General features: G+C 45.6%; 17 protein-coding genes and 2 pseudogenes. 4 read left to right on the top strand and 15 right to left on the bottom strand.

Translation table 11 applies throughout. The annotated features are described in order from the left end of the window. Nucleotides 1–358: 358 nt before the first annotated feature. Entirely contained in the window at nt 359–1,546 is a 1,188-nt protein-coding gene (locus HUZ68_RS23080; protein ID WP_033815331.1) for a pentapeptide repeat-containing protein, read from the bottom strand. A gap of 308 nt (nt 1,547–1,854) precedes the next feature. Between HUZ68_RS23080 and espY4 the strand changes: the two genes are divergently transcribed. Then, nucleotides 1,855–4,263 (top strand): T3SS effector EspY4, encoded by a 2,409-nt coding sequence (gene espY4, locus HUZ68_RS23075; protein ID WP_239593981.1) that lies wholly within the window; start codon nt 1,855–1,857, stop codon nt 4,261–4,263. 136 nt (nt 4,264–4,399) lie between these two features. Here the strand turns inward: espY4 and yieH are convergent. Then, nucleotides 4,400–5,065: pseudogene (yieH, locus tag HUZ68_RS23070) on the bottom strand (6-phosphogluconate phosphatase). 166 nt (nt 5,066–5,231) lie between these two features. Here yieH and adeP point away from each other — a divergent pair. Continuing rightward, entirely contained in the window at nt 5,232–6,569 is a 1,338-nt protein-coding gene (gene adeP / locus HUZ68_RS23065; RefSeq protein ID WP_000082693.1) for an adenine permease AdeP, read from the top strand. Nucleotides 6,570–6,622: 53 nt separating this feature from the next. Here the strand turns inward: adeP and yieF are convergent, their stop codons facing one another. The 7 genes from yieF to tnaC all read right to left on the bottom strand — a co-directional run bounded on the left by yieF (nt 6,623) and on the right by tnaC (nt 13,406). Further along, a complete protein-coding gene (yieF, locus tag HUZ68_RS23060) occupies nt 6,623–7,189 on the bottom strand; it encodes a class I chromate reductase YieF (protein WP_001291268.1) in 567 nt (188 codons plus the stop codon). A 21-nt stretch (nt 7,190–7,210) separates the two neighbouring features. Continuing rightward, nucleotides 7,211–7,960 carry a 4'-phosphopantetheinyl transferase family protein gene (locus HUZ68_RS23055; protein ID WP_001296581.1) on the bottom strand — a complete coding sequence of 250 codons (750 nt, stop codon included), beginning with the start codon at nt 7,958–7,960 and terminating at the stop codon, nt 7,211–7,213. A 156-nt stretch (nt 7,961–8,116) separates the two neighbouring features. Further along, nucleotides 8,117–9,076, bottom strand: coding sequence for an HTH-type transcriptional regulator YidZ (yidZ, locus tag HUZ68_RS23050; protein ID WP_001362496.1), 960 nt, complete (start codon nt 9,074–9,076; stop codon nt 8,117–8,119). After that, on the bottom strand, nt 9,051–10,226 hold the full coding sequence (gene mdtL / locus HUZ68_RS23045; RefSeq protein ID WP_021578120.1) for a multidrug efflux MFS transporter MdtL: 1,176 nt from the start codon (nt 10,224–10,226) through the stop codon (nt 9,051–9,053). The genes yidZ and mdtL overlap by 26 nt, the downstream gene beginning before the upstream one ends. A 131-nt stretch (nt 10,227–10,357) precedes the next feature. Then, the gene (gene tnaB, locus HUZ68_RS23040; protein ID WP_000131904.1) at nt 10,358–11,605 is read right to left on the bottom strand and encodes a low affinity tryptophan permease TnaB; all 1,248 of its coding nucleotides are present in this window, start codon (nt 11,603–11,605) and stop codon (nt 10,358–10,360) included. 90 nt (nt 11,606–11,695) lie between these two features. Then, a complete protein-coding gene (gene tnaA, locus HUZ68_RS23035; RefSeq protein ID WP_001295247.1) occupies nt 11,696–13,111 on the bottom strand; it encodes a tryptophanase in 1,416 nt (471 codons plus the stop codon). Nucleotides 13,112–13,331: 220 nt separating this feature from the next. Next, nucleotides 13,332–13,406: a tryptophanase leader peptide gene (tnaC, locus tag HUZ68_RS23030; protein WP_001364348.1), complete on the bottom strand. Its 75-nt coding sequence runs from the start codon at nt 13,404–13,406 to the stop codon at nt 13,332–13,334. A 399-nt stretch (nt 13,407–13,805) separates the two neighbouring features. Here tnaC and HUZ68_RS23025 point away from each other — a divergent pair. Continuing rightward, a pseudogene (locus tag HUZ68_RS23025) lies at nt 13,806–15,968 on the top strand (ShET2/EspL2 family type III secretion system effector toxin). Between the two features lie 138 nt (nt 15,969–16,106). On the opposite strand, the gene mnmE reads toward HUZ68_RS23025, so the two are convergent. The 6 genes from mnmE to HUZ68_RS22990 form a co-directional block, all read right to left on the bottom strand. Then, on the bottom strand, nt 16,107–17,471 hold the full coding sequence (gene mnmE, locus HUZ68_RS23015; RefSeq protein WP_001282344.1) for a tRNA uridine-5-carboxymethylaminomethyl(34) synthesis GTPase MnmE: 1,365 nt from the start codon (nt 17,469–17,471) through the stop codon (nt 16,107–16,109). A gap of 105 nt (nt 17,472–17,576) precedes the next feature. Next, on the bottom strand, nt 17,577–19,223 hold the full coding sequence (gene yidC, locus HUZ68_RS23010) for a membrane protein insertase YidC (protein ID WP_000378250.1): 1,647 nt from the start codon (nt 19,221–19,223) through the stop codon (nt 17,577–17,579). A gap of 2 nt (nt 19,224–19,225) precedes the next feature. After that, entirely contained in the window at nt 19,226–19,483 is a 258-nt protein-coding gene (gene yidD / locus HUZ68_RS23005) for a membrane protein insertion efficiency factor YidD (RefSeq protein WP_001307474.1), read from the bottom strand. Beyond that, entirely contained in the window at nt 19,447–19,806 is a 360-nt protein-coding gene (rnpA, locus tag HUZ68_RS23000; RefSeq protein WP_000239730.1) for a ribonuclease P protein component, read from the bottom strand. The genes yidD and rnpA overlap by 37 nt, the downstream gene beginning before the upstream one ends. Before the next feature lie 16 nt (nt 19,807–19,822). Then, a complete protein-coding gene (rpmH, locus tag HUZ68_RS22995) occupies nt 19,823–19,963 on the bottom strand; it encodes a 50S ribosomal protein L34 (protein ID WP_000831330.1) in 141 nt (46 codons plus the stop codon). Nucleotides 19,964–20,192: 229 nt separating this feature from the next. Next, nucleotides 20,193–20,273: a hypothetical protein gene (locus HUZ68_RS22990; protein WP_122134670.1), complete on the bottom strand. Its 81-nt coding sequence runs from the start codon at nt 20,271–20,273 to the stop codon at nt 20,193–20,195. 296 nt (nt 20,274–20,569) lie between these two features. On the opposite strand from HUZ68_RS22990, the gene dnaA reads away from it, so the two are divergent. Then, on the top strand, nt 20,570–21,973 hold the full coding sequence (gene dnaA, locus HUZ68_RS22985; protein WP_000059111.1) for a chromosomal replication initiator protein DnaA: 1,404 nt from the start codon (nt 20,570–20,572) through the stop codon (nt 21,971–21,973). Nucleotides 21,974–21,977: the final 4 nt, after the last annotated feature.

The raw sequence follows: 21,977 nt of genomic DNA, 5'->3' as shown, positions 1-21,977 counted from the left end.
TGTAAGCGTTGACGTTGGGAGACGATTAAATGGTTATACCACTCCTACGCCTTTTCCAGACGGCGTATAAGAGTGCAACATGTTGAGTTTTCCGAGCGAATGGTGCATTTTACTAACCGAGCCATTTGAAAAAACCAACGCAATAAAACAGACTGGAATAATAAGCCTGTATTTATTATTCATCGCAATCGCACTCTACGGTTTTATCCTGCTGAAATGAGACTACTTCCAGCGGTTGTGGATTATCCCTGGGCGATAGTCATAGTCTGGTGTCAGGATTCACAAATGACCTGTTACCTGACATGGATATAAACACAACATAGAGTGCGGTAGTTAATCTGAATCATCTATTTTTCGGCTACACAGCACAAAACAACATTATTGATTCTTTATAAGAGAGAATCTCTCCATCATTTTTATATAAATCATTATTAAGAAAATCCAGAAGCTCTTGCCTTACACTATAAATATTGACTTTTTGGTCAACCAACGACAGTAATATATCCTTGATACCTTTTAATTTCATATTTCTATCAGATATTGTATTAAAAGTGAAGATGATATTACGTTTATTACAACTGGAGAACCAATATTTTAGAGTATTATTCGTCCACTTTGTTGGTGTCTTAATTAGTTGCGCTGTTGTTGTTTTTACATTGTTAAATGTAGAACCGCTAAAATTTGTCCCGACGCACGAAATGAAATTCATCTCTGAATTGTCAAAATTGCAATTCTTTATCTCACACATATCAAGGTTAACATCATGAAATGTCGAATATTTCATGTTTGCATGTGAAAATAAACATGCAATAAACGTTATATATTGCAACCTGGCATTACAAAAAGATTTATTTTTAAAATCAAAACAAAAGGTTTTTTTTATTTTGAAATTGTTATTATATCTGCAATGTAAAGAAATCATGTTTTTTATTAACTGATAACACCATTGTGATGATTCTGGTAATTCATAGGGATTTAAATGGATGTTTTCATCGAATATAACCTGTGAGTTATGGTTGTTTATTGAAGATATATGGAAGCTATCATTTGTTAAAGCTATGGTTGTGCTAAAATTATAGTGGTGATCAGCGCTCATGAAATCAAATGTAACAATGTCGTTGTTTCCTTTCTTTTCTTTGTGATATGCGTTTAAAAAAGAAATATTTTCGATCTGTTCATCAGTTAATGTAAATGGCATTTCGTCATCAAAGAAAGCGTAATCGGCATTTGGGAGAGGAATACTCTCAATTGAGCATAGTTTTAATAAAAAAACATGAAAACAATGAAACATGTTTTTATGCATAAGAGAACTTAATCTCTGTTGTATCTTCTGTAGTTGTCCTTTGGGAAGTATATGCTGTAAATTTGAAAAAGAGTCATCTAAAATATATTTATATGTAAAAATGTCATCTCTTGGACCATTTATTAAAAAATCGTCAGGTAATTTAGAAAAACGATTGAGATGACATAAATATTCCATTTGCTCCATGTCTATATACTTATGGGGAACTGCATAGTTTGGTGGTGTGCCAATAAGATTATCCATAAATCACCTTGGTTATATTTAATGAAATCTCTTTATTTTAACCTCGACAATAAAAGCGGCTATAAAAAAACGCTCATTTTCTGATGCTGCGGTTAACCTGTGGAATGTGCCGTTAACCCCCTAAAAATTGCAAATCCAGGGTGAACACCCTGGGTTAAAATGGAAATAATGAGCTATTTTTTACAGTATTCACCGGTAATATAAGTAACACTTGTTGCTAACCTAACTAGCAGTACGGTTAATTAACAACATAGAAGTTATTGTTTTTCAAACAACTCAACAACTCAATATTGCACGCCGGAGGATTTATGTTCGTTAAATTAAAACCAGATGTTTTTGTTAATACTAATCCTTTTTTAGAAGCAATGTATAAGGAGAGGCTTAGTCATAAAGGCTATTCTGATAAAATTGCTTTAAGTATTAATAAAAAGAAATATAATATAAACTCTAAAGATATTGAAAATATTCTTGATGGTAAAGGGGATTTATTTAAAAAACGTACGCTGTGGGAGTTTGTCCGCGATCTTTTTCCCGGCTCTCATATTAAAGAAGTTAAAGGCTTAATTTACGAATTTGTCACGAAAGTTGATAATAAAGCCGAGGTGTTCGATAAGATTAAATCTCTGGCAAAAATAGAACAACAATGGCGATTTAGTACTAAGACAGACTTCACCACAAATGAAAATAATGAAATTATTGTGTGTAGATCCTTTAATCTCTATACGGGGGCCACTCCGAATGATGACGAAAAGAACCAGGTTTCTTCAGAGAGATTAACGCTTGATAATTATCTCGATGATTTACATTTTGATAATTCTCCCTTGATGAGATTAACGTTTGATGATTATTCTGTAAAACTTGCGACGCTGATTAAAAATAAAATTCCTATTATTAATACAACAATCAATTTATCATCGTTGTCTAAGGATGTTTTAAATTCACTAAAATATTGTAGTTTTAAAAATGTAATTTTTTCAGGAGAGATAAAAAGTGTGGATCTTAAAGGTCCTATTTTTGAAAATTGCTATTTTGAGGATTGTAAATTCAACAATATACAGCTTTATGAGCCTGTTGATAATACAGTGGGGTCCGAAAATAATAAACCAATAAAAGGTATGTTTAAAGGTTGTTTTATTTCTAAATGCAAAATTGAAAATTATAGATGTGAGACGTCTAAAATCTACAACGTTACACAACCTGTAAGTATTAATGAAAAATTAGGTTCTTATCTCTTTATGCAGTCTTTTGTTCAGGATTGCATAATTCAGGGGGGATATTGTCCAGATTCGAGTATACTTCTAAGTCATTTTTATAATTGTAATATAGCAGGACTTGATGCTCATAGAATGGATTTTTTAGCAAATTCGTTCAACAAGTCTAACTATGATGATACCAGGGAGCAGGATACCGGAACTGTCTTTTATAATTGTAATTTGAAGCATGTTAAAATAAACAGTGGTCTTAGTGAAGATGGTTCAGATAAATATATGTTTAACCCGGATGAGTATTTTTCTGATTATATTGAAAGAAGATCGAGAAATCTTAGGTTAGATAATAATTTTTCGAAATGTATAGATAATATAAAGAAAGGAATTAACTCTTCATTAAGCAAGAACAATACAGAGAACAATAATGTTTTCTTTAAAAATAGTAATTTGATTGGGGCAAGTTTAGGCTGTTATTACAGTGGAGATAGGTGCAAAGACTGTGCTATTGATCCAAATACAAATTATTCAATAAATGGTCTTACAGCGCGAAAATACACTTATATGGATCTGGACGGAGCTATAAGTAAAGAACAGATACCTGATTTCTTAAAAAAGGTAAGTGCTATCAATATCGATATAATAAATTTTTACAATTCCGAGTCAAAGGCTAATAAAAGATATAGAAACGCATTTTTAGAGTTAGAGTTGTTTTTGTCTACACTTTATGGTGAAAATAAATTGTACGAGGGAAAATATCATTTTGATAATAGTAGGGTTGATTTTTTTATTTTTAAAGATATGCAGAAAAATGCACAAAATATCATTAACAATATGATAGAAAGTGACCGGATTAAGTTTGTTGAATCTATAATAAATAAAATAATTCTGTCGCCAGATGGAACAATACTTACTGAGAATCTAAAAGAATATGTCCAAAAGCAAATAAAGGAGTCTCATAAAGAATCTGCTACAAATGTAACATTTGATTATAAGGAACTTGCATCCATTTTTGAAGGTGTTGAAGAAAAACAAATTGAAGCGCTATCAAACCAACTGGAACATATAAAATCTTTTAAGACAGATTACGACTCAAGGCTAAATAAGTTTGCTCGCGATTTTCAATATTTATCCAGTGCATTTGCAATTAACTGGGAGGATTTACAAAAAAACTATCAGGAAATAAATACTTCCATTAAAGATTACGATGACTTATTGCGAGAAATTAAAGAGTTAACCATAAGTCGTAATAAATCATTAGAGGATAAAAGGACTTTATTTGATAACAAAAGGGACAATTGGAATAGTATAGAAGTGCAGGATGAAGTAAATGCATTGAATGCGAAAATTGTCGATTGTGATGATAAAATACGTTCTAAGCTTACTATTGTTCGAAATAATAGACTTGAGAATCAATATAAAGACGATAAAAACATCAGTAACGCGATGCGTAATATTCTGGATTGGTTCGAACGGTATCCCGATATTGTACAAAATATAACCCAGGCTTAACCATACAGAGGGTGGATGACAGGACGAATAACGACATAAATTATTTATAGGGAATAGACGCTTACTCATCAGACACCTGGTATTTTTTATCTCAAACCAGCGTGACTGATGTGTAAGCGTTGAAGTAAGGAGGCGATTATCGCGTTATATTCCAGCCCCGTGCCTTCCAGAGTGCAGGCAGCTGCGCCAGCTCGGTAAAGGTGGTGACTTTCGGGTGAACGATCGGTTTATTGTGCGGGTCAGCGCAGAAGTAAAACACTTCCATTCCGGCATCTATCCCTGATTGCGCGCCGGCGCTGGAGTCATCGACCAGAATGCAGTTTTCAACGTTCACATTCATCGCTTTTGCCGCATGGAACATTAATGCCGGATCGGGCTTCCAACGCTGGATATCGTAGCCGCTGAACAGTTTTTCCGGGAAGTAGTGCAGCATCTTGAGCTTACCCAGCGAATGCTGCATTTTGTTGATCGGACCGTTAGAGACGACGCACATCGGCACGTTAATGCTCGCCAGCAATTCGTTCGCTCCTGCGATGTCCTCAAGTTCGGTATCAAACAGACGCGCCACTTCTGCGCGGTAAACGTGCTCGGCATCGGCCTGGATCATCGTCACGCCCTGTTCTTTACTGATGATGTCGATGATTTCGTAGAGTTTTACGCCTTTAAAACGGGTAAAAATCTCCTCCAGGTCAACGTGAATGCCAAATTCCCTGAACATCGTGACATAGGCGCGAGATCAAATGACCTCGCTATCGACCAGCGTACCGTCGCAGTCGAAAAATACCGCTTCTATCTGGGACATGTTTTTCCTTTATCGTTAGTTTAACGTTTTCGTCATGCCAATTCGCATGACGCAATCGTTGCCGTATAAGCAAATACAATGAAAAAAAGTTATCTTCAGCCGTCCATATTGTCTCATTTTGGTATACGATAGCGACGGATTTTCCCTCCTTGTTCGGAAATAGATAATGAGTCAACAACACACAACCCAGGCTTCTGGCCAGGGGATGCTGGAACGCGTGTTTAAACTGCGCGAACATGGCACGACGGCACGGACCGAAGTGATCGCCGGTTTTACCACCTTCCTGACGATGGTTTACATCGTTTTTGTTAACCCGCAAATTCTTGGCGTTGCTGGCATGGATACCAGCGCCGTCTTCGTTACTACCTGTCTGATTGCTGCATTCGGCAGTATTATGATGGGGCTGTTTGCTAACCTGCCAGTTGCACTGGCACCCGCTATGGGCCTGAATGCGTTCTTCGCTTTTGTCGTTGTGCAGGCGATGGGCTTGCCGTGGCAAGTCGGGATGGGCGCAATCTTCTGGGGCGCGATTGGTCTGCTATTACTGACGATTTTCCGCGTTCGCTACTGGATGATTGCCAACATTCCGGTGAGTCTGCGTGTGGGCATTACCAGCGGTATCGGTCTGTTCATTGGCATGATGGGGCTGAAAAACGCAGGTGTGATTGTCGCTAACCCGGAAACGCTGGTCAGCATCGGTAATCTGACTTCTCACAGCGTGCTGCTGGGGATCCTCGGCTTCTTCATCATTGCTATTCTGGCCTCACGCAACATTCACGCAGCGGTGCTGGTTTCTATCGTGGTGACAACGCTGCTGGGCTGGATGCTGGGTGATGTCCACTACAATGGCATCGTTTCTGCGCCGCCGAGCGTAATGACTGTCGTGGGTCATGTAGATTTAGCCGGGTCGTTTAACCTCGGGCTGGCAGGGGTGATTTTCTCTTTCATGCTGGTCAACCTGTTTGACTCCTCCGGTACGTTGATTGGCGTGACCGATAAAGCAGGTCTGGCAGATGAGAAGGGGAAATTCCCGCGCATGAAGCAGGCGCTGTATGTCGACAGTATCTCTTCCGTGACCGGTTCGTTTATCGGTACTTCTTCCGTTACGGCTTATATTGAGTCCTCTTCCGGCGTATCGGTTGGCGGTCGTACCGGTCTGACGGCAGTGGTTGTTGGTCTGCTGTTCCTGCTGGTTATCTTTCTGTCGCCGCTGGCGGGAATGGTGCCAGGCTACGCTGCAGCTGGCGCGCTGATTTACGTTGGCGTGTTGATGACCTCAAGTCTTGCTCGCGTGAACTGGCAGGATCTTACTGAATCTGTTCCGGCGTTTATTACCGCTGTGATGATGCCGTTCAGCTTCTCGATTACCGAAGGTATTGCGCTGGGCTTTATCTCCTACTGCGTGATGAAGATTGGTACCGGGCGTCTCCGTGACCTTAGCCCGTGCGTAATCATCGTTGCGCTGCTGTTTATCCTGAAGATTGTATTTATCGACGCTCATTAAAATCGATAGCGCATTAAAAACCCGCCATGCATGATTGCTGGCGGGTTTTTTATTTAGATCTTAACTCGCTGAATAAACTCACCAAATGCGGTCAATTGCCCGGTCAGGTGGTCCAGCGTACCCTGATCAATCACTTCTCCGGTTTGCGGATCAACTTTGTTCTGAATCACGCCGCCCATAAATTCCGGCTTGTTCATCACCATTGCATCGAGGAAAACCAGAATCTGACGCAGGTGATACTGACAGCGCGCGCCGCCAATCACGCCCATTGAGCTGGTCTGAATCAACACCGGTTTACCGGCCAGCGGTTGATCCGGCAGGCGGGAAAGCCAGTCGATGGCATTTTTCAGCCCACCTGGTACCGAATAGTTATATTCCGGCGTGACGATCACCACACCGTCAGCCTGACGGATCTGTTCCGCCAGAGCTTCAACCGTTGCTGGAAAACCTTCTTCCTGCTGTACGTCAGCGTCATACAGGGGAATGTCGGCAATGGAAGGTAACGCATTGACTTCCATGCTCGCCGGAGCAATTTTCGGCAGGGTACGTGCAACCATGCCATTAAATGAGCCTTTGCGCAGGCTCCCCAGTAACGTAACCACCTGCAATTTTTCAGACATGATGACTCCTGTGGTTGTCTATCAATTTGGCGAAAAAGCCTTCACGGTAGAGAGCTGGGCAAAACGCATCATCCGGCTGGTAGGATTGTTGGCGCGGCTGTGAATATCGGGCAGGCTTTTCCAGCCGTGTTTGCCATCTAACTCCCAGACACTGAGCTTTTCAATCGTGGGCGTGACCGCCACGGACCACACCAGCACGTCCTCCGCGTCGCATAACGCTTCTACATGATTTACATGAGCACATTTCAGGCGTCCGGCAATGGGCAGTAGTTGCAGATCGCGCGGATCGTCATTCAAAACATCACCGGTTAGTTTTAGCACGCTTCGGCGCAGCGTGATGAGCTGCGCCCGCGCTTCGTTAGGATCGTTTTGTTTACTGATCCATAGCGATTCATTGCTGGAAAAGGTGTGGTTATCGGGCGCGTGTGGGCTATGAAACCCGCGCGTCGCACGCTGTAGTTCCATATCGAGGCCACATTCACCTTCGGTTGTTAACGCCACGCCAACCATATTCCCGGCATAGGAAATAGAAAACGAAGGCAAATTTTTATCACTGAAAACCGGTTTACCTTTCGGCAGGGTGACGATTTCCGGCAATTCGCCAATGCCATACAGCATGAACATCAGTTCTGCGAGTAAACCTCTGGACGCCAGAAAACGGCTTTGACGATGAGGGGGAATGTTTCGGGCTTCTTGATGACACTGGGAGGGGAGACGAACAGAAATCAGATGTCCTTCCGTTAAAATCCCTCGGGCAAAGTGAGTCGCCATTTTTCGCTCCATGCTTAATGGTCCATTATGAATACAAGAGTAATCATTTACTGGAATGATGGACAGACTAAAGCGGCTAAAAGTTCGATTCAGACAAGCTTATTACAACTTTTTTACATTTTATTGTGAAATCGGGTCGCGTTTCATACGATTCGGTTATGCCATCGACGCGTAAAGATTTTTAATGGTATCCCGTAACCAGACGATCTTCGGATTATGGCTGTTCCGTTTATGCCACAGCAGGGTAAAAGGGACTTCCAGCTTTTTTTGCTGGCTTTCGTCAAACGGGAGAGGAAGAGCAACCAACGGCAGTTGGTGGAGTTGATTGTAGTACTGACAGTAGCGCGGCGCGGTCGCCAGTAGCAGATTGTCGGGCTGCGCTGCCATAAACAGTGACTGCTCGAATTCCGGCAGGCTCATAGCAATCGTGCGTTCGCGCCCCAGCTCCTGTAACACATTGTCCAGCGCCCAGGTGTCGCTCTGTTCCCAGCAAATGCTGATATGCGGATAACGTAAAAAGGTGTCCAGATTCCACGTTTCATGCAGTGCCGGATGATCTTTGCGTAACCAGACGCAGGGCACATCACTAAACAACACTTCATAATCAATGGCTAACGGTAGCGAGCTTAATAGCTCCCGCGAGCGAGGATGGCTTTCGCGACCGGAAAAACCGATATCCACTTCACCACGAGTAATGGCATCTAAGGAATCGTAATCCCAGTTACGTAGTTTGATGGTCGCCTGCGGGTAACGTTGGTAGATCCGTTTCGACAGCGCATTAAGCATAATCATCATCAGCGGTGATTCTGCCGCCAGCTCAAACTTCAGGCCGCGCGGTGTCTGGTGATGCGGTTTATCCAGCAGCAGGTTGCTCATTTGCATCCACTCCGCCAGATTTTGCTCCATGCTGACCATTAGCGGTGTGGGCGACAGCCCCAGCGGTGAGTTCACAAAGAGCGGGTCGTCAAACCACGCTCTTAACTTTGCCAGCGACTTACTCACCGCCGAAGGGGTCACGTTCATCCGCTTCGCCGCTTTGGTTACGCTGCGCTCCTGCATCAGCAGTTGCAGACAAAGCAGCAGATTGAGATCAAGCGTGGTGATGGATTTCTTCATGAGCGGCAACGGGGCGTCCAGGCGCGACGAACATAATCAGCAACAGGCTCACTATGCTACAGGCAATCAGAATCCCGATCAGCATATTCCATGCGCCGATACCAACCACTGCTGCCAGCCAAATCCACAGTGACGAACCGCAAACCTGCGCAATACCTAAGGTCGAGCTGGCTACGCCCGCGCGTAATGAAAACGGCCCTAACGCCTGACTCATCGCCACACCAAAACCAACCGAGAAACCGGCGCAAATCAGCGTGATGCCAAACAGAGAAATCGCATGGGAAGGTGAAACGGCAAGGGTGATCCCCGCCGCCAGGAATAACATCTGCGAAGTGATCATCAACGTACGTGGCTTAAAGATTCCCAGCGCAAATGGCGTCGAGAATGAAACGGTCATGCTGACGCCAGCGGTCAACGCCATAATGGTGGCGTATTCTCCGCGCTCAAAACCCATGATTTCCATCAGCAATACTGGCGACGTGTTGACGAAGGTGAGGATCACCGAAACGCTGAGGGTGGTGATAACAACACGGCTGAGGAAAAACCGATTAAGCAGCGACTCGCTATTTTCTCGTGATTTGTCCGAAGCTGCGGGGGCGGCAGGGCGCGTTTCTTTTAAAATAAACAAAGACAACATCAGTACCGCGATGCCCATTATTGCCATCGTCCAGAACAGACTCTGCCACGGGAATTTAAGCATAATCAGATGACCGAGCACCGGCGCTAACACCGGAATGATGCAGGTAATGCCGTTGAGTAGCGACAGCACTTTTGCCCGACGTCGATCATCCAGCGTGTCGCGCAAAATGGCGAATGCCACCACGTAACAACAGCCCGCGCCCAACCCCTGTAGAAAGCGCCCTGCAAGAAATAACGTGCTGGTTTCAGCCAGTGAACAGAACACCGAGGCGATAATAAATAGCGCCGCGCCGGGGATGGCGACCGGTTTTCTCCCTGAACGATCGGCCACTTTACCGGCAAATAACATCGCAGCTGCCATACCTGCCAGATAAACGGAGAACGCAATATGTAACTGCGCTTCGCTGGCATTGAGATCGGCGGCGATGCGCGGTAAACCAACGAGGTACATATCAATCCCAGCGGGATAAAGTAAAACCAGGGCAAAACTACAAATCAAAAAGCGGGACATGGGCTAAAGCGTCCTGATAGTAAGGTGACGCAAAGCATACGTGGTGAAGGAGGATCAGGCGAGTTGCCATTTGGACATAAGTGATTTCCTGAGAGGCAAGAAGCCAGCGAATGGCTGGCTTCTTGAAGGATTTAGCCAAATTTAGGTAACACGTTAAAGACGTTGCCGAACCAGCACAAAATTACGGTTATACCAAAGAGAATGACAATCGCCGGAATAAGATTGCCGCCCCAGACCGTGAACATCTGATTGGGAAACTTTTTGCGAGCTTTGATTGCCAGCACCGCGGGGATAATGACCGCCCAGATAGTGGCGCACAGTCCGGCACCGCCGATCCCGTAAATAAAGCCGTTCGGGAAGATCAGATACAACAACGCGGGTGGCAGGAAGGTTAACAGCACGGTTTTGAAACGCCCGCCGTGGGAGTTATCAATCTTAAACAGGTCCGCCAGATAATCGAACAATCCCAGCGTGACACCAAAAAACGAGCTGGCGACAGCTAAGTTGGAGAACACCAGCAGGCAAAACTCGATAATGCCGTGCTGTTTGGTGCCGAGGAACGATTTCACCAGTGAATCAACGTTGCCGCCTGAGGAAATAATCGCCTTAAAGCTTTCTCGCGGAATATTCCCCATGGTGCAATAGAGCCAGAAGAGATAAATCACCAGCGCCAGCAGCGAACCGAAGACCACGCTTTTGATTAGCTTATCTTTGCGTTTGCCATAGCAAATAATCAGGCTGGGAATATTGCCGTGGAAACCAAATGACGCCAGACACACCGGCAAAGCCATAAAGATATACGGGAAGTAAGACGTTCCCGCAGTGGAGCTGGTGGCATCGCGCAGAATGGAGTAATCGACCTGGAAGAAGAAAGAACCAAACACGATCACAAAGGAGATAATCTTCAGCCCGAGGAACAATGAGGTAATACGACTGGCGGCTAACGAGCTTATCCACAATACGCTGGCAACGAAAATGGCTGTGCAGATCCCGACAATACGTGGATTAGCGTGATAACCCAAATTCATTGATATCGTTTCACTAATGATCGCACCATTAGCAGAGATATAGGCATAAGTGAGGATATAGAGAACGAAGGCAACGGTAATACCGCTGATAATGTTCCAGGTGTTACCGATTAAATCTTTGGTGATGGTGTTAAAACTGGAGCCGACGGGATAATTTAAATTTGCTTCTAATAACAATAACCCGGAATGAAGCATTGAAAACCAGGCAATGATAAGGATAAAGGCACCCCAGAAAAACCAGGCACCGGCAAGATCAACAGGTAAAGCAAACATACCTCCACCAATTACTGTACCTGCTATAACCATAACACCCCAAAATGCAGAGTGTTTTTTTTCAGCTTGATCAGTCATGATGCCACCTTTAGAGGAAGGCTATTTTTGTTATTGAGGATGTAGGGTAAGAGAGTGGCTAACATCCTTATAGCCACTCTGTAGTGTCAATTAAACTTCTTTCAGTTTTGCGGTGAAGTGACGCAATACTTTCGGTTCGTAGGTAAAGGTTAACCCTTTAATATTCGCCGCGTTCTCTTTCACATGTTTAAAGGCTTCAATAATGAAGTCCATATGTGTTTGAGTATATGTTGCGCGCGGAATGGTTAAACGCAGTAGTTCTGCCGGGCATGGCAGTTGTTTACCGGTTTTCGGATCGCGGCCTAACAGGAAAGAGCCAATTTCTACCGCACGGATACCGGCGACTTTATACAGCTCGCAGGCCAGCGCCTGTGCCGGGAATTGATCAGCCGGGATATGCGGCAACAGTTTACCGGCATCAACGAATGCCGCGTGACCGCCCGCCTGCTGGCAGACAACGCCAATCTCTTCCAGACCATCGACCAGATACTGCACCTGCGCAATACGATAAGCCAGCCAGTCCAGATTCATGCCGTCATACAGACCTACCGCCAGACGCTCCATCGCGCCGCCTTCCAGGCCGCCATACGTCGGGAAGCCTTCCTGAACTACGCAAAGGGTTCTGCACTCGGTGTACACATCAAAGAAACTGTCGTCTTTCATGCACAGCAAGCCGCCCATCGGCACCATCGCATCTTTCTTGGCGGACATCGCCAGCATATCGGCATATTTGTAGGTTTCGCGGGTGATCTGCTCGATGGTCCAGTCTTTGTATTCTGCTTCACGCTGCTTGATGAAATAGGCGTTTTCAGCAAAGCGTGCAGAGTCCATTACCACCGGAATATCGTATTTCTTCGCGATGCTGTACATCGCTTTTAAGTTTGCCAGTGAAACCGGCTGACCGCCTGCGGAGTTACTGGTGATGGTTGCAACGATATACGGCACGTTATTCGGACCAACTTCTTCAATACCGCGTTCTAATCCCTCAAGGTCAAAGTTGCCTTTAAAGTCGTAACGCACGCCCGTATCGAAGGCTTCTTTGATATAGACGTTACGCACGGTACAGCCGTTAATCTGGCTATGGCCCTGCGTGGTATCAAAGAAATAGTTGGAGAACGCCACCATTTTGCTGCGATCCAGGCCTTTTTCCTGCTCGCGCTTTTTAATCAGTACCGGAATATAGATTTGCTCTGCACCACGGCCCTGGTGAGTCGGAATGGTGTATTGATAACCAAAGATATTTTTCACTGACTCGGCTAACGCATAGTAGCTGCGGCTGCCGCTGTAAGCTTCGTCGCCGCGCATCATCGCGGCCTGCATACTCTGCGTCACCGCCCCGGTGCCGCTGTCGGTCAGTAAATCGATAAACACATCTTCGCTATCCAGCAGGAACGGGTTCATACCGGATTTAATAATTGCTTCTTCACGATAAGCGCGAGTGGTACGTTTTACAGGCTCAATAACACGAATGCGGAACGGTTCAGGGAGATGTTTAAAGTTTTCCATTACATAATCCTTCATTTATTTTAATTACAGTGATCCCTGTGAATATTACATTTGCAATATCCATTAATTCGCCATGTATATATGCAAGCACCATCATTTACTAACACAAGTAAATAAACGAGAGATGGCCTTTGCAAAAGGCAAATTTAAGATATAGCAAACAAATAGATCACATTGAATCTAATCGGTTTGGCTCTGGTGATGGCTACAGAAGGGCAAATCAAGGGCGGTGATCGACAATCTTGTTGTCAATATTGAACCATTTTGAGGTCACACATATATGTAAGATATTCATAATGCACTTATCCTCGAAAGACACGAAGCTACAGTATAATACTCAAGAAATTTGTCTATTATGAAATTGTTTAAATGTGAATCGAATCACATTTAGTTATTGGCTGTGTTTATGAGAGCTGACACATAAAGAATATTAACAAAAATACGTGAATGGATAATTTTTTTAATTTTTATCATTGTTGTTGAAAATGATGATATTGATTATAGGGATACCATTACAAGAAGCTGTTCCCCTCGTTGACGTCGCGGTTTACCCACCTCATTACCAGGTTGATGACCTGATGGGGAAATGACGTAAAAAGACAAATAACTCTATAAATGAGCGAAATTTGATAGTTGATATTTAAATAGTAACCTTATTATTACTACAACTTTCATATGAATGAGGAGAAAGAAAATGGTTGATAACGTAACTGTTAGCAGAGTATGTATACAATCTCCTTCTTTCGAGCCTGATTTGGATGGAGAAAAAAATAAATCTCAATTATTCGTTGACGATATAGTTGCGTATCTTAAAAGTCCTTCAGTTTATTCACTTGAAAAAGAGGGGCCGTTAAATCATTTTGTTAATCATTGTTCTGAAGTTGAGTTAGGTTTCTATAGCGATGGTGCATATTCAATTCTTGTCTCCAGATCTAAGCAACAACCTGAAGGTATGATTTTAACCGTAAGCGATGCAGACGCAATCAATATAGTACATATTTCCGTATCTCCAGTGCTTATAAAATTCCTGGATGATATTTTTACTTGCCTTCATACGTACCCTGATGATGAGAGTTTTACAAAAGAGCAGATAAAAGCTAATAGCAAATATGATATTGTAGATTATAATTGCCTGTTGCATTTCACTGGAAAACCAAAAAGTTTAATAGAATGTAGACATTTTGCTCTGCAATACTGTATAGATTCAATGAATGAACATACAGGGAAAGTTCCATTAAAGGCTTACTATTCATCTCCGGAAGATATACAAAAACATATTCCATTCGAGCTTGAGCAGCAATTTGACAATCTACAAAAAAATCCACCACCCGGTACATGCGTTGTTGCCTGTGATAAGTTTGGGGAGGCATTATCAGTCTTTTTTCACAGAATGGAAAAAGAGAAGTTAACGCATATGGCGGCAATCGTTCAATCTCAAACTCACGCTATGGCCGTCCGCTTGAGGATCAAAAAAACGCCTGTTGGTGAAACAGAATATGTTGTATCCTTTTATGATCCTAATGCAACCAATACTGCAGTACGCTATAAAGCAAACAACTGTGATTCTTTTGGATCATTGCGATCCTTTATGAATATTAAACAGGCACAAAAAGAATGGGTAATGACAGAAATTTGCTCCGACTGTGTAGGAATAACTCCTTATCTCCCTCGAGAACAAGCCCATTTATTAAGTGGTATAAATAATGAGTTGCAACCACCATTATCACCATTAGCATTACATCTATTAATACAAATGGGGATGCATGAAAACATTGTTCTTTTTTTTGATAAATTTAAAAACTCCCAAGAAATGACAGCATCAAAGGTTCTTGCTGCGAAATCAATTACAGGAACATATGGATTATATGTATTATGGTATCAAAATAGTATTGATGCTTTTAATGAATTCATAATAAATTTAAAAGAGTTGACCAGAAAGTATAATTTTAGCCATGGCGATCTGGAAAATATACTCCTTGCGAAAGATTACCTCGGTGTGAGCTGGATTCCTAAGGCTTTAAGAAATAATCAAAATAAAATTGTCAAAGCATGGCTGTTGGCGATAGATGACTTTGAGAAAGAATTTGAGGTAAATAAAAATGAAATGCTTCTTAGTATAGTAAATTAAATAGACTCAACTTATGATTTAAATAACGCTATTAGGACCAACAATTATAACGTTGTTAATATATTTTTGGACAATATAAAAGCCCGGATGTTTAAAAATGAATTAAATAAAGAAGATATATTGAAACTGATGGCAGCAAGAGAAAAAGTGGCGGGAGCATCAGACAAATGGACGAAGGCATCAGGCTTATATTCTGCGATAGTGAAAGGGCATACGGAGATTGTTGCTGCCTGGATGGAGACAGCTGAAGTGATAGCCAGCCATTATGAAAATGATAAAGATGTAGTGAGAGAACTACTGTCGTTAAGCAGAAATAATGCTGCCTGCTCTTTGCATATTGCAAGCTTTAAGAAAATGAGTAAAGAGGTCATTGACGTATATCTGAATGCGGCGATTCACCTGGCGTTGCAACACGGGTTCACTTTTGATGAAATTTTGGAGCAGTTTACCCGTGACTTTGATGGGAAGTCATTCTCTCATGTGATAACTAACGAGGATGATATACATATGGGACTTTGGCTGAAAATATTCAAAATTGTGGTTGGTGAAAATGAAAATTACCTTAAAGATGTGATGATGCAACTGGGAGCGAAGAATAATGAAGGTAAATCTGTAATAAGTCAGGCAAATGGCAATCCTGTATTTAAAGAACTATTCTGGAAAGCAATAGACGAATTTAACTTTCCGCAAGAGGAGCTTAATCGGTTAAACCAATATCGTTCTCTGTAAAGACAGGACTGCAAGATGTTGAAAGTCGCTCCAGCCAGTAGTAAAGGCAGTTTTGGTGCAGGATGCTCATAAAAAAACAAGCGCTGTTCCGTTCTGATAGTAGAACGGAACAGTGCCCTTTATATCAATTAAGACGACTTACTTACCAATACAGAAGCTGGAGAAAATCCGCCCCAGCAGGTCGTCAGAGGTAAATTCCCCGGTGATTTCGCTTAAGTTCTGCTGCGCCAGGCGCAACTCTTCCGCCAGTAGTTCGCCTGCCCAGGCACCTAACAGTTGCGCTTTGCCTTGCTGCAAATGCTCCGCTGCCTGTTCCAGCGCCTGTAGGTGGCGACGGCGCGCCAGGAAGCCGCCTTCCATGTTGGTGTCAAAGCCCATGCTCTGTTTGAGATGGTTACGCAGCACGTCCACGCCTTCGCCAGTCCTTGCAGACAGACGAATTAACGCGTGACCGTTCACTTCACTTATTCCCAGCGTTTCGCCGGTGATATCGGCTTTATTGCGCACCACGGTGATCGGCAGTTTCGCTGGCAGACGGGCGATAAATTCCGGCCAGATCTCTGCCGGATCAACGGCGTCTGTCGTGGTGCCATCGACCATAAACAGCACGCGGTCGGCCTGTTCAATTTCCTGCCACGCGCGCTCGATCCCAATACGTTCAACTTCGTCACTGGCTTCACGTAGCCCGGCGGTATCGATGATATGCAGTGGCATCCCGTCAATGTGGATATGCTCACGCAGCACGTCACGCGTGGTTCCGGCGATATCGGTTACGATTGCCGCTTCACGGCCCGCCAGCGCGTTTAACAGGCTCGATTTACCGGCATTAGGACGTCCGGCAATCACCACCTTCATCCCTTCGCGCAACAAACTACCCTGACGTGCTTCAGCACGCACTGCATCGAGATCGGCAATCACGTCATTAAGCTGGGCTTCAATTTTTCCGTCGGAGAGGAAATCGATCTCTTCATCGGGGAAATCAATTGCCGCTTCGACGTAAATGCGCAAGTGGGTGAGGGCTTCCACCAGATGGTTGACCCGTGCGGAGAATGCGCCTTGCAGCGAGTTAAGTGCCGAACGGGCTGCCTGTTCCGAACTGGCATCGATAAGATCGGCAATCGCCTCGGCCTGGGCTAAGTCGAGTTTATCGTTAAGAAACGCGCGTTCGGAAAACTCACCAGGGCGAGCAATCCGCAGGCCGGGAATGGTCAGAATGCGTTTTAACAGCAGGTCGAGGATCACCGGACCGCCATGACCTTGCAGTTCCAGCACATCTTCGCCGGTGAACGAGTTCGGGCCAGGGAACCATAGCGCAATCCCCTGATCGAGCACGCTGCCGTCGGCGTCTTTAAACGGAAGATAATCGGCGTAGCGCGGCTTAGGCAGTTTACCCAGCACGGTTTCGGCAACTTCACGGGCTTTGAAGCCGGAGATGCGCAGGATGCCAACGCCGCCACGTCCCGGAGGCGTGGCCTGGGCTACGATAGTGTCATTATCGCTCATGATGTTCCTGTTGCTTTGTGTGGCGGATGCGCGGTGCTTATCCGCCCTACGAAAAGAAAAAAGGCGGTCAACTGACCGCCCTTATTTTAGCGAAAACTCACCGAATCAGGATTTTTTCTTCTCGCGGCTATGCAGGCCACGTTTTTCCAGACCACGGTAAATCAGCTGCTGCTGAATAATGGTTACCAGGTTGCTGACGATATAGTACAGCACCAGACCTGACGGGAACCACAGGAAGAACACGGTGAAGATGACCGGCATAAAGGTCATGATCTTCTGCTGCATCGGGTCGGTCACAGTGGTCGGCGACATCTTCTGAATGAAGAACATCGTTACGCCCATCAGGATCGGCAGGATGTAGTACGGGTCCTGTGCAGACAGGTCGTGGATCCACAGTGCAAACGGTGCCTGACGCAGTTCAACGGAACCCATCAGCATGTAGTACAACGCCAGGAAGATTGGCATCTGGATCAGCAGCGGGAAGCAGCCGCCCAGCGGGTTAACCTTCTCAGCTTTGTACAGCGCCATCATTTCCTGGCTGATACGCTGTTTGTCATCGCCCAGACGCTCACGCATTGCCTGAATCTTCGGCTGCAGCATACGCATCTTCGCCATGGAGGTGTACTGCGCTTTGGTCAGCGGGTACATGATGCCACGAACGATAAAGGTGATGATGATAATGGAGAAGCCCCAGTTACCCACAAAGCTATGGATCCATTTCAGCAGTTTGAACAGCGGCTGAGAAATGAACCACAACCAACCGTAATCAACGGTCAGATCCAGGTGCGGAGCAACAGCTGCCATCTTGTCCTGGATTTCCGGGCCAACCCACAGGGTGCTGTTCATCGCGCCAGTCTGACCAGGCTGAACCAGTACCGGCTGAGATTTATAGCCGATAGCGGCGATGCCGTTACCCAGATTAGCGGTATAGAAGTTGTTGGTACCGTCGTTATGCGGGATCCACGCCGTCGCGAAATACTGTTGCAGCATTGCCACCCAACCACCTTTCGAAGAGATGTTCAGGTTTTCGTTATCGGCAATGGTATCGAACTTGTATTTCTCGTACTTCTCGTCAGGCGTAGAGTACGCCGCGCCACGGAAGGTGTGCAGTGCGAAGTTGCTGCTTCCGGTATCGAGATGCGGTGGCAGAGTGATGGATTGCTTCAACTGACCAAACGAGGAGATTTCCAGCGGTTTCTCGCCAGCATTCTGCACGTTGTAGTTGACGTTGACAGCGTAATCACCACGTTTCAGGACAAACGTTTTGGTAAACGTGTTGCCTGCCGCGTCGGTATACGTCATCGGTACCTGCAGTTCGTTTTGACCTTCAGCCAGCACATAAGCGTCTTTTTCAACGTTATACAGCGGACGCGGGCCGTTAGCCGGGTTATCCGGGCCATCACGACCGGTCAGACCGCTCTGTGCCTGATAAATAAACTGCGGTGAAGTTTCCAGCAGCTGGAACGGCTGGGTAGAGTTCAGCTCTTTCGGGTAAGCAGGCAGCAGAGCTTGCTCAACATCACCACCACGGGTGTTGATGGTCAGATCAAGCACGTCGGTCTTAACCGAGATCAGTTTCCCCTGGCCACTGGCCGGTACGCCCTGGTCGGCGGCGCTACCCGCTGCGGTGGTCGTTGTCTGCGTGGTCTGTTGGGCCTGAGGTTGCGGGTTTTTATCCTGCTCCCAGGCTTGCCAGATCATGAAAGACACGAACAGCAAAGCGATGACTAAAAGATTGCGTTGCGAATCCATCGTTAGTGTTCTCTGGTATCAAATGGTCCGGGCGGGACGGGATCGTCACCACCAGGGTGTAAAGGGTGGCATTTTAATACGCGTTTCACCGTCAACCAACTGCCTTTTATCACTCCAAACCTGCGCAATGCCTCAATTCCGTAGCTTGAACAGGTTGGAGTGAAACGACAATGCGGCCCGAGTAGCGGACTAATCAGGCGTTGATAGACCCGAATGAGGGCTATCAGGACCCGCGAGCCAGGCGACAGTGGCGGCGCCATAATTTTTCCAACGCTTCCGAGAGAGCACGGTTATCGAGGTCGGCAACCCCTTTTTTCGCCACCACCACGAAATCCATAGCCGGGAGTTCATGTTGGCGCAGACGGAAGCTTTCACGCGTCAGACGTTTAATCCGATTGCGTTCATGGGCGCGTCGAACGTTTTTCTTGGCGACTGTAAGACCGATACGGGGATGCCCCAGCGAATTCAGGCGGCCGAGAATGGTAATTTGCGGCGTGCCAGCCCGTTGTGGCTGCTGGAAGACGAATGTGAATTGACTGGGAGTTAACAAGCGTAACTCCCTGGGAAATGCGAGCTTAACCACTCAGGGGTTAGCTTTATTACTTAGAAACGGTCAGACGAGCGCGGCCTTTAGCACGACGACGTGCCAGAACCTGACGACCATTTTTAGTAGCCATACGAGCACGGAAGCCGTGAGAACGGTTGCGCTTCAGTACAGACGGTTGAAAAGTGCGTTTCATGGCGATTTCTACCTAAACTTGAATAAATTCAATGGCTTTATTGGATATCCGCCGAAAAATGAAACGATGGACACCGAAGCCATGGGTGATTAAAGAGGCCGGATTGTAATAATTGTACACTCCGGAGTCAATTCTCTTTCCTTATTTACCGCGCTTTTCCGCACCTTTTCGCAGGGAAAACGTACGGCCTCACACCAGTGAAAACCAGCATGGCGCGCCGGGTGGAGGATTATACGGGCTGACGGGTAAAGCGCAAGGATCGTCCTGGATCTTTATTAGATCGATTAAGCCAATTTTTGTCTATGGTCATTAAATTTTCCAATATGCGGCGTAAATCGTGCCCGCCTCGCGGCAGGATCGTTTACACTTAGCGAGTTCTGGATCATCCTGTGGATAAATCGGGAAAATCTGTGAGAAACAGAAGATCTCTTGCGCAGTTTAGGCTATGATCCGCGGTCCCGATCGTTTTGCAGGATCTTGATCGGGCATATAACCGCAGACAGCGGTTCGTGCGTCACCCTCAAGCAGGGTCTTTTCGACGTACGTCAACAATCATGAATGTTTCAGCCTTAGTCATTATCGACTTTTGTTCGAGTGGAGTCCGCCGTGTCACTTTCGCTTTGGCAGCAGTGTCTTGCCCGATTGCAGGATGAGTTACCAGCCACAGAATTCAGTATGTGGATACGCCCATTGCAGGCGGAACTGAGCGATAACACGCTGGCCCTGTACGCGCCAAACCGTTTTGTCCTCGATTGGGTACGGGACAAGTACCTTAACAATATCAATGGACTGCTAACCAGTTTCTGCGGAGCGGATGCCCCACAGCTGCGTTTTGAAGTCGGCACCAAACCGGTGACGCAAACGCCACAAGCGGCAGTGACGAGCAACGTCGCGGCCCCTGCACAGGTGGCGCAAACGCAGCCGCAACGTGCTGCGCCTTCTACGCGCTCAGGTTGGGATAACGTCCCGGCCCCGGCAGAACCGACCTATCGTTCTAACGTAAACGTCAAACACACGTTTGATAACTTCGTTGAAGGTAAATCTAACCAACTGGCGCGCGCGGCGGCTCGCCAGGTGGCGGATAACCCTGGCGGTGCCTATAACCCGTTGTTCCTTTATGGCGGCACGGGTCTGGGTAAAACTCACCTGCTGCATGCGGTGGGTAACGGCATTATGGCGCGCAAGCCGAATGCCAAAGTGGTTTATATGCACTCCGAGCGCTTTGTTCAGGACATGGTTAAAGCCCTGCAAAACAACGCGATCGAAGAGTTTAAACGCTACTACCGTTCCGTAGATGCACTGCTGATCGACGATATTCAGTTTTTTGCTAATAAAGAACGATCTCAGGAAGAGTTTTTCCACACCTTCAACGCCCTGCTGGAAGGTAATCAACAGATCATTCTCACCTCGGATCGCTATCCGAAAGAGATCAACGGCGTTGAAGATCGTTTGAAATCCCGCTTCGGCTGGGGGCTGACTGTGGCGATCGAACCGCCAGAGTTAGAAACCCGCGTGGCGATCCTGATGAAAAAGGCCGACGAAAATGACATTCGTTTGCCAGGCGAAGTGGCGTTCTTTATTGCCAAGCGTCTACGATCTAACGTACGTGAGCTGGAAGGCGCGTTGAACCGCGTCATTGCCAATGCCAACTTTACCGGACGGGCGATCACTATCGACTTCGTGCGTGAGGCGCTGCGCGACTTGCTGGCATTGCAGGAAAAACTGGTCACCATCGACAATATTCAGAAGACGGTGGCGGAGTACTACAAGATCAAAGTCGCGGATCTCCTTTCCAAGCGTCGATCCCGCTCGGTGGCTCGTCCGCGTCAGATGGCGATGGCGCTGGCGAAAGAGCTGACTAACCACAGTCTGCCAGAGATTGGCGATGCGTTTGGTGGTCGTGACCACACTACGGTGCTTCATGCCTGCCGGAAGATCGAGCAGCTGCGTGAAGAGAGCCACGATATCAAAGAAGATTTTTCAAATTTAATCAGAACATTGTCATCGTAAACCT

The organism is Shigella dysenteriae, from assembly GCF_022354085.1.
GTDB classification, from domain to species: domain Bacteria; phylum Pseudomonadota; class Gammaproteobacteria; order Enterobacterales; family Enterobacteriaceae; genus Escherichia; species Escherichia coli.
The sequence above is the reverse complement of the archived record's forward strand: the minus strand, read 5'-3'. Positions and strand labels throughout refer to the sequence as shown.

What these genes read in the sequence shown, in the direction of transcription:
- HUZ68_RS23080 (WP_033815331.1), bottom strand. Translation starts at nt 1,546, where the DNA reads ATGGATAATCTTATTGGCACACCACCAAACTATGCAGTTCCCCATAAG.
- espY4 (WP_239593981.1), top strand. Translation starts at nt 1,855, where the DNA reads ATGTTCGTTAAATTAAAACCAGATGTTTTTGTTAATACTAATCCTTTT.
- adeP (WP_000082693.1), top strand. Translation starts at nt 5,232, where the DNA reads ATGAGTCAACAACACACAACCCAGGCTTCTGGCCAGGGGATGCTGGAA.
- yieF (WP_001291268.1), bottom strand. Translation starts at nt 7,189, where the DNA reads ATGTCTGAAAAATTGCAGGTGGTTACGTTACTGGGGAGCCTGCGCAAA.
- HUZ68_RS23055 (WP_001296581.1), bottom strand. Translation starts at nt 7,960, where the DNA reads ATGGCGACTCACTTTGCCCGAGGGATTTTAACGGAAGGACATCTGATT.
- yidZ (WP_001362496.1), bottom strand. Translation starts at nt 9,076, where the DNA reads ATGAAGAAATCCATCACCACGCTTGATCTCAATCTGCTGCTTTGTCTG.
- mdtL (WP_021578120.1), bottom strand. Translation starts at nt 10,226, where the DNA reads ATGTCCCGCTTTTTGATTTGTAGTTTTGCCCTGGTTTTACTTTATCCC.
- tnaB (WP_000131904.1), bottom strand. Translation starts at nt 11,605, where the DNA reads ATGACTGATCAAGCTGAAAAAAAACACTCTGCATTTTGGGGTGTTATG.
- tnaA (WP_001295247.1), bottom strand. Translation starts at nt 13,111, where the DNA reads ATGGAAAACTTTAAACATCTCCCTGAACCGTTCCGCATTCGTGTTATT.
- mnmE (WP_001282344.1), bottom strand. Translation starts at nt 17,471, where the DNA reads ATGAGCGATAATGACACTATCGTAGCCCAGGCCACGCCTCCGGGACGT.
- yidC (WP_000378250.1), bottom strand. Translation starts at nt 19,223, where the DNA reads ATGGATTCGCAACGCAATCTTTTAGTCATCGCTTTGCTGTTCGTGTCT.
- yidD (WP_001307474.1), bottom strand. Translation starts at nt 19,483, where the DNA reads ATGGCGCCGCCACTGTCGCCTGGCTCGCGGGTCCTGATAGCCCTCATT.
- rpmH (WP_000831330.1), bottom strand. Translation starts at nt 19,963, where the DNA reads ATGAAACGCACTTTTCAACCGTCTGTACTGAAGCGCAACCGTTCTCAC.
- HUZ68_RS22990 (WP_122134670.1), bottom strand. Translation starts at nt 20,273, where the DNA reads ATGACCATAGACAAAAATTGGCTTAATCGATCTAATAAAGATCCAGGA.